The sequence below is a fragment of the Stenotrophomonas sp. AGC87 genome, assembly GCF_057333975.1.
In genome coordinates this window covers 26545-34224 of the sequence record NZ_JBHFHW010000044.1, presented here as the reverse complement: position 1 = coordinate 34224, position 7680 = coordinate 26545, and the positions used below count along the sequence as shown (strand labels likewise).

At 66.2% G+C, this 7680-nt stretch carries 8 protein-coding genes; 4 read left to right on the top strand and 4 right to left on the bottom strand.

Annotated features, from left to right (window positions below; translation table 11 throughout):
- Positions 1-23: 23 nt before the first annotated feature.
- From ACE026_RS20350 to tsaD, 3 genes are all read right to left on the bottom strand, one after another.
- Positions 24-1298, bottom strand: a complete 1275-nt coding sequence (locus ACE026_RS20350) for a mechanosensitive ion channel family protein (RefSeq protein WP_486040655.1) — start codon at positions 1296-1298, stop codon at positions 24-26.
- 26 nt (positions 1299-1324) lie between these two features.
- Complete coding sequence (folB, locus tag ACE026_RS20345) at positions 1325-1693, bottom strand: dihydroneopterin aldolase (protein ID WP_123731362.1); 369 nt, start codon at positions 1691-1693, stop codon at positions 1325-1327.
- Positions 1694-1773: 80 nt separating this feature from the next.
- Entirely contained in the window at positions 1774-2799 is a 1026-nt protein-coding gene (gene tsaD, locus ACE026_RS20340; protein WP_259262101.1) for a tRNA (adenosine(37)-N6)-threonylcarbamoyltransferase complex transferase subunit TsaD, read from the bottom strand.
- Between the two features lie 167 nt (positions 2800-2966).
- Between tsaD and rpsU the strand changes: the two genes are divergently transcribed.
- Both rpsU and ACE026_RS20330 read left to right on the top strand, forming a co-directional pair.
- Positions 2967-3182, top strand: a complete 216-nt coding sequence (gene rpsU, locus ACE026_RS20335) for a 30S ribosomal protein S21 (protein WP_002808376.1) — start codon at positions 2967-2969, stop codon at positions 3180-3182.
- 136 nt (positions 3183-3318) lie between these two features.
- Positions 3319-3765: a GatB/YqeY domain-containing protein gene (locus tag ACE026_RS20330; RefSeq protein WP_265309784.1), complete on the top strand. Its 447-nt coding sequence runs from the start codon at positions 3319-3321 to the stop codon at positions 3763-3765.
- Between the two features lie 69 nt (positions 3766-3834).
- Here ACE026_RS20330 and ACE026_RS20325 read toward each other — a convergent pair whose 3' ends face one another.
- Positions 3835-4770 carry a hypothetical protein gene (locus tag ACE026_RS20325; protein ID WP_260232318.1) on the bottom strand — a complete coding sequence of 312 codons (936 nt, stop codon included), beginning with the start codon at positions 4768-4770 and terminating at the stop codon, positions 3835-3837.
- Positions 4771-4917: 147 nt separating this feature from the next.
- Here ACE026_RS20325 and ACE026_RS20320 point away from each other — a divergent pair, with 147 nt between their 5' ends.
- Both ACE026_RS20320 and dnaG read left to right on the top strand, forming a co-directional pair.
- Positions 4918-5832 carry a YihY/virulence factor BrkB family protein gene (locus tag ACE026_RS20320; protein ID WP_486040651.1) on the top strand — a complete coding sequence of 305 codons (915 nt, stop codon included), beginning with the start codon at positions 4918-4920 and terminating at the stop codon, positions 5830-5832.
- 63 nt (positions 5833-5895) lie between these two features.
- Positions 5896-7626: a DNA primase gene (gene dnaG / locus ACE026_RS20315; protein WP_346464577.1), complete on the top strand. Its 1731-nt coding sequence runs from the start codon at positions 5896-5898 to the stop codon at positions 7624-7626.
- Positions 7627-7680: the final 54 nt, after the last annotated feature.

Sequence of the window (7680 nt, the reverse complement as noted above, 5' to 3'; positions counted from 1 at the left end):
GGGGCCCACGGAGGCACAGGAGCTTACTCCGCAGCGGCCAGGCGCTGCTGCCCCGACATCAACATGGCGTCGCTGGATTCCTGGAAAACCCGCAGCCCGAAGGCCGGGAGGATCGCCAGCAGGTGATCGAACACGTCCGACTGCACGCCCTCGTACTCACCCCACGCCGTGCTGCGGGTGAAGCAATAGATCTCCAGTGGCAGGCCCTGGGTAGTGGGCTGCAGCTGCCGTACCAGCAGGGTCATCTCCGTATGGATGCCCGGATGGTGCTGCAGGTAGCGCTCCACGTAAGCCCGGAAAGTACCCAGGTTGGTGACCCGGCGCGCATTGACGGCCGCCACGCCCTTGGCCTGGAGGTCGGCGTTGTACCGCTGCAGCTCGGCCTGCTTGCCGCGCAGGTAATCGCCCAGCACCGCGAACTGCTCCAGCTCGGCCAGCATCGGCGCATCGACGAAGCCGACGCTGTGCTGGTCCAGATACAACGCGCGCTTGATCCGGCGCCCGCCCGCTTCCTGCATGCCGCGCCAGTTCTTGAACGACTCGGTCACCAGCTTCTTGGTCGGGATGGTGGTGATGGTCTTGTCGAAGTTCTGCACCGTAATGGTGTGCAGGGCGATATCGATCACATCGCCATCGGCGTTCTGGCTGGGCATTTCGATCCAGTCGCCCAGCCGCACCCGGCCATCGCCGCTGATCTGCACGCTGGCCACCAGCGACAGGATGGTGTCCTGGAAGATCAGCATCAGCACGGCGGTGGCCGCGCCCAGGCCGGTGACCAGCGGGCCGAGCTTCACCCCCAGCAGGAGGGACACGATCGACAGGCCGGCGATCACGAAGACGATGATCTTCACGACCTGCAGGTAGCCCTTGATCGGCTTGTTGCGCGCATCCGGGCGGCGCTCGTACAGATCATTGGCGGCATCCAGCGCATGCGAGACCGCCAGCGCCACGGTCAGCACTGCCCACGCTTGGCAAGCGCCGATCACGAATGCCACCAGCTCCGGCGGCAGGTCGGGCACGATCCGGATGCCGGCGGCGATGACCATGCTCGGCACCACGTTGGACAGCCGCGAGATTACCCGCAGGTTGTTGCCACCTTCATTGCCCGCGCTGTGGCCTGGCAGGCGATTGACCAGCTTGCGCAGACCGCGCAGCAGGATCTTCTTGGTGACGAAGTTGGCCAGCCAGGCCGCCAGGGCCAGCGCCGCCAGCACCAGCAGGGTGTAGGCCCAGGGCCAGGGTTCGAGGGTCTGCTGGACACTGTCCAGCCATCGGGTTGCCACTACCGCATCCAACATCGTGTATCGCTCTCCTATCAGGGGTATCAGGGCGTTGCCAGGTCCTGCGCGCTGCGCTCGATGATCACGCCGACCGCGCGCGCGCCGCGTACCGCGCCGGGCTTGCTGAGCTTCAGGCGCAGCCATTGCACGTTGAATTCACGCAGCACGATCTCGGCGATGCGCTCGGCCAGGGTTTCGACCAGGCCATAGTCCGAGTCACGCACGAACTGCTCGATGCGCTTGCTGACGGCTTTGTAATTGAGGGTATCGGCGATGTCGTCGCTGGCCGCCGGGCGGCGGTTGTCGAAGCCCATGTCCAGATCGAAACGCAGGGTCTGGCGGATCCGCCGTTCCCAGTCGTAGATCCCGATCAGGGCATCGATTTCGAGCCCTTCAATGAATACCTTGTCCATAGCCATGCCACGTGGAAGATGGCGACCATGGTAACGGGGCTGTCCGGAATGTGCCGGGAACCGGGGTGAGGGCGCGCGCCCTACACCGCCGGCAGCGTCGCCATATCCCAGCGCGGCGTCACCTGCACCTGGGGCGGAGTGTGCTGGCCAGCTTCCAGACGCAGCGCGCCAGCGAAGGCGATCATCGCGCCGTTGTCGGTGCATAGCGCCGGGCGCGGGAAGCAGGCGCGGCCACCGCGGCGGGCGGCCATCTGCTGCAGCTTGGCACGCAGGCGTTTGTTGGCCCCCACCCCGCCGGCCACCACGATCACATCGGTGCCCGCCGCATCCAGCGCGCGCTCGCACTTGATCGCCAGGGTGTCGACCACGGCATCTTCAAAGCCACGGGCAATGTCGGCGCGGGTCTGCTCGCTCTGGTCACTGTCGCGCCAGGCCAGCAGGACCTGGGTCTTCAACCCGGAGAAGCTGAAATCCAGCCCGGGGCGGTCGGTCATCGGGCGGGTGAACTTGAACCGGCCCGGCGTGCCGCGCTCGGCCAGGGCGGCCAGCTGCGGGCCACCGGGGTACGGCAGGCCCATCAGCTTGGCGGTCTTGTCGAAGGCCTCGCCGGCGGCGTCGTCCAGGGTCTCGCCCAGCAGGCGGTACTGGCCGATCCGGTCCACGGCGACCAGCTGGGTGTGCCCACCGGACACCAGCAGGGCCACGAACGGCGCCTGCGGCGGGTCGTCTTCCATCAGCGGGGCCAGCAGATGCCCTTCCATATGATGTACACCGACTGCCGGCACCTCCAGCGCCCAGGCCAGTGAACGGGCCACGCCGGCCCCGACCAGCAGCGCGCCGACCAGCCCGGGGCCGGCCGTATAGGCCACCCCGTCGATGTCGGCCACGGTCATGTCGGCCTCGGCCAGGGTCTGCCGGATCAGCGGCAGCAGCTTGCGCACGTGGTCGCGGCTGGCCAGCTCGGGCACCACCCCGCCGTATTCAGCGTGGAGGGCGATCTGGCTGTAGACGGCGTGGGCGCGCAGGGCGTCGATCCCGGACAGGGAGGTGTCATACACCGCCACGCCGGTCTCATCGCAGGAAGATTCGATACCAAGGACTCGCATAACGGGTATTATGGACCTCTTCAGGCCCCGGCAGACGTACGCTGGCCTGTCTGCGCATCACCCGTGGCCAAGAAGTTCGCCGGGGTGGGTTGCAACTTCTTTTCTCGCCGCTATAATGTGCGGCTCTCACCGGGCGTGACCCGGTTCTACTGTGTCCCGGAGATTCCATGCCCAGCGTTAAAGTCCGCGAGAACGAGCCCTTCGAGTTTGCGCTCCGTCGCTTCAAGCGCACCTGCGAAAAGGCCGGCGTGCTGGCCGAAACCCGCAAGCGCGAGTTCTATGAAAAGCCGACCCAGGAGCGTAAGCGTAAGGCTGCCGCTGCTGTGAAGCGTCAGCTGCGCCGTTCGTCGCGCGACGTCACCAAGCGTCAGCGCCTGTACTGATCGGACGCAACTTCGATACGGCAGGCCTTGGCCTGTCGTGACGGAGCCGAAGCCGGAACGCGCGAGCGTTACCGGCTTTTTGCGTTCCAGCGCTTCGGCGCCCCGCTTTCCTTTTCCACCGACACGAGGTGTTCCCATGAGCCTGAAGCAGCAGCTCACCGATGACATGAAGGCCGCCATGAAGGCCGGCGAGAAGCACCGCCTGGGCGTGATCCGCCTGATGCTGGCTGCGATCAAGCAGCGCGAAGTCGATGAGCGCATCGAGCTGGACGACGCCGCCGTGCTCGCCGTGCTGGAAAAGATGGTCAAGCAGCGCAAGGACTCGGTCACCCAGTTCGAAGCGGCCAACCGTGAAGACCTGGCCGTGATCGAGCGCGAGGAAATCGTGGTGATCGACCAGTACCTGCCGGCCAAGCTGGGCGAGGCCGAGATCGTGGCCGCCATCCAGGCCGCCATCGCCGAAACCGGCGCGACCACCCCGGCCGACATCGGCAAGCTGATGGGCGCGCTCAAGCCGCGTCTGGCCGGTCAGGCCGACATGGGCCTGGTGTCCAAGCTGGTCAAGCAGCAGCTGGCCGGCTGATCCCGCCGCAACGCCGCATAAGAAAAGGCCCGCATTTCGCGGGCCTTTTCAGTTTCAGCAGATCCGTTGTCAGGTGGCCTGGCGGCAGTTGCGCAGCGTCATCGAGCTTTCCTCGATCGAACTGATCTCGCCTTCCAGTTTCGCCCAGTCGCGCTCGCGCAGCATGGTGAAGTTGGCCGCCTGATCCGACGCGAATTCGCAGCGGATGGTGTAGTTGTTGTTGTTGTACGTGTCGTTCTGGCGGACGCGCAGCAGGCCGCGGGTCGGGGTGACCAGGTAGTTGATCGAGCCGATGTCACCGGGCTTGGTCGAATACGTGCTCGGATTGACCGTATAGATCTGGCCATCGATCTGATAGCGCCGCCCCACGTAGGTTGCGTACAGCGGCAGGAAGGTGGCCGAACGGTCGCCCTTGTCTTCCTTGTTCGTGTTGGTCCCCAGCATCAGATCCTTGAAGGCACCGGCACTGCGGTACAGCGCCATCGTGTCTTTCACTTCCTTGCCCATCCGCTTGGACAGATCCGGGGCCGCCACTGCCTCGATGGCCGGCATCGGGTACTGCGTGCGCCCGGCCGCGGCAACCGTGTCGCCCTGGCTGCCCGCCTTGAGTTTGTCCAGCATCCCGCACATCGACTGCTTGGCCGCCGCCGGCTCGATCGACTGACCACGGGCCAGCTTGGTCGCCAGCGTGACGCGACCGGTGCGATCGGCGGTGCCCACCAGGACCAACGGGACGCGCAGCCCTGTGCGCTGGATCAGGTACTGGTCGCCGGTATCGCCCTCCACCAGCTGCCCCGCGACTTCGAACTTGTCATCGCCGCCGATCTTGCGCAGCTGGTCCAGTGCGCTCTGCACCTTCAGGCCCGGCACCGTGACATCGGCCATGTACAGCGCACCGTTGCGCGCATCCCCTACCGTCTTGAAAGCCTTGTCGCAGGCCCCGGAAGCCGCCGCCGGGCCCGCAGCGGCCAACAGCACCATCGTCGTGTAGACCATTCCTTTCATGAAGCGTCCTTTCTGCTGTGAAGGTGGAAAACCGGGCAGAAGGATAGCGCGATATCCGTCAAGATCTTGACCTGATCGACCCGCTTCACCCGGCACAACCCAGCCATTTGCTAGAACAGAGGCCTCGCTTCCGACCCGACGCCGTCAATGCACTCGCCGAGCCATTCCCTCTCCAGGATCCGCAAGCACATGGCGCGGCTGGAGCAGAGCTTCCCCGCCGTGCTGCTGCGCCGCTTCATCGATGCGGACGTAATGACCCAGGCCGCCGCGCTGGCCTTCTACGCCCTGCTCTCGATGGCGCCACTGCTCGTGCTGCTGCTATGGCTGACCGCCTCGCTGTACCCCCCGGCGCAGCAGGCGCTGCTGGGCCAGATCAATGACGTGGCCGGCACCAGCGCCGCCTCGGTGGCGGAGACGGTGCTCAGCAATGCCAACAACCAGCCCGATATCGGCACGCTGGCCGGCGTGTGGAGCACCCTGCTGCTGTTCATTGGTGCCACGGCGGTGTTCGCCCAGCTGCAGAACGCCTTGAACCTGATCTTCAACACCAGCGGCGAGCGCCTGGATGGCATCGTGGCCTGGTTGCGCAAGCGGGTGTTTTCGTTCGGCGTGGTGCTGGCGCTGGGCTTCCTGCTGATCCTCTCGATGACCGCCACCACGATGCTGCAGGTCGTGTTCGCGCACCTGCCCTCGGTGCTGCCGGCGATCGGCTATCTGACCAGCCTGGCGCTGTACACCGTGGGCTTTGCCTTCCTCTACCACTACCTGCCCGACCGCCGCGTGGCGTGGCGCCAGGCCTTCATCGGCGGTGCGATCACCTCCGCCCTGTTCGCCCTGGGCCGCTATGGCATCGGCCTGTACATCGCCACCGTCGCACCGGGCAGCGCGTATGGCTCGATGGGCGCCCTGGTGATCTCGCTGGTGTGGATCTACTACGCCACGGTGGTGTTCTTCGTCGGTGCACTGATGACCTCGGTGATTGATGAGCGCCTGCGCGCCCATGCCGTCCTCGCCGAGGCTGGGGTGGAGCCACCGAAACCGGGCGAACCGGCCGGCAGCTAGTAGACTAGCGGTACCCCCGCTTCCGTGCGTGGCCGTGACCGGCCATGCCCCCGCCTGCTGCCCATGGCCCGTATCCCCGACGCATTCATCGACGACCTGCTGGCCCGCTCCGACATTGTCGAGGTGGTGGGCAGCCGCGTGCCGTTGAAGCGCCAGGGCAAGGAATACGCAGCGCGCTGCCCGTTCCATGACGAGCGCTCGGCCTCGTTCACGGTCTCACCGACCAAGCAGTTCTATCATTGCTTCGGCTGCGGCGCGCATGGCACGGCGATCAGCTTCCTGATGAATTACGACCGCCTCGAATTTCTCGACGCGGTCGATGAGCTGGCCAAGCGCGTGGGCATGGAAGTACCGCGCGATACCCAGCCGCGCACGGCGCAGCAGCAGGACGACAGCCGCGATCTGTACTCGGCGCTGGACGCGGCCACGCGCTTCTTCCAGACCGCGCTGAAAGGCAGCGACAAGGCACGCGCGTACCTGGACCAGCGCGGTGTCGATGAAGAGAACCGCGAGCGCTTCGCCATCGGTTACGCACCGGACGGCTACAGCGCGCTGAAGGATGCCCTGGGCAAGGACGAGCGGCGGATGAAGCTGCTCGACCGTGCCGGCCTGTTCTCCAAGAACGACCGCGGCCACGTCTACGACAAGTTCCGCGACCGGGTCATGTTCCCGATCTTCGACCGCCGCGGCCGCGTGATCGCCTACGGCGGCCGCGTGATGGAGAAAGACGACGGCCCCAAGTACCTCAACTCGCCCGAGACCGCGCTGTTCCACAAGGGCCGCGAGCTGTACGGCCTGTGGCAGGTGCGCCAGGCCAACCAGAAGATCGAGCGGCTGATCGTGGTCGAGGGCTACATGGACGTGGTCTCGCTGTTCCAGTTCGGCGTCACCCAGGCGGTGGCCACGCTGGGCACGGCGACCACGCCGGACCACGCCGAGCTGCTGTTCCGCAATGCGCCGGACGTGTTCTTCTGCTTCGATGGCGATGCCGCCGGCCGCCGCGCCGGCTGGCGTGCGCTGGAGTCTGTGCTGCCGCGCATGAAGGACGGCCGCCAGGCCTTCTTCCTGTTCCTGCCCGATGGCGAAGACCCGGACACCATCGTGCGCAAAGAAGGCCGCGAGGGCTTCGATGCCCGCCTGCAGCAGGCCACGCCGCTGTCGCAGTTCTTCTTCGACGAGCTCACCCGTGAGGTCAACATGGGCACGCTCGACGGCAAGGCACGCCTGGCCGAACGGGCCAAGCCGATGCTGGCGCAGATTCCCGATGGTGCCTTCGGCGACCTGATGAAGCAGCAGCTGACCACGCTGACCGGCTTGGGCGCCAAGCCCAGTGCGTCCGCGCAGCCCTCACGCCAACCGCAGCGCGCGGTGGCACCGGCACAGCGCCGCAGCCTGGTGCGCGCAGCCATCGCGATCCTGCTGCAGCAGCCCTCGCTGGCGATGACCCTGGAAGGCCATCACTTCACCGGCCTGCGCCTGCCCGGCATCGAACTGCTGACCGAACTGCTGACCCTGGTCGAGCAGCGCCCGGACATCAGCACCGGCGCGCTGCTGGAGCACTTCGAAGGCCGCGAGGAACAGGAGTCGCTGCACAAGCTGGCCGCGCAGACCCTGCCCGGCGACGAAGCGATGTGGACCCAGGAGCTGCATGACGCGGTGGCCCAGCTGGAGAAACAGCTGCTGATGCAACGTCTGGATGAGCTTCAGGCAAAGCAGAGCCAGCAGGGTCTGGACGATACTGACAAGTACGAGCTGCGCGAACTACTCAAGGCGCGCAGCACCCTCCGCTTCTGACCAACGGAGCCGCCGTGGCCTCCCACCTCGCCAGTCCCGCTGCATCGATCCTCC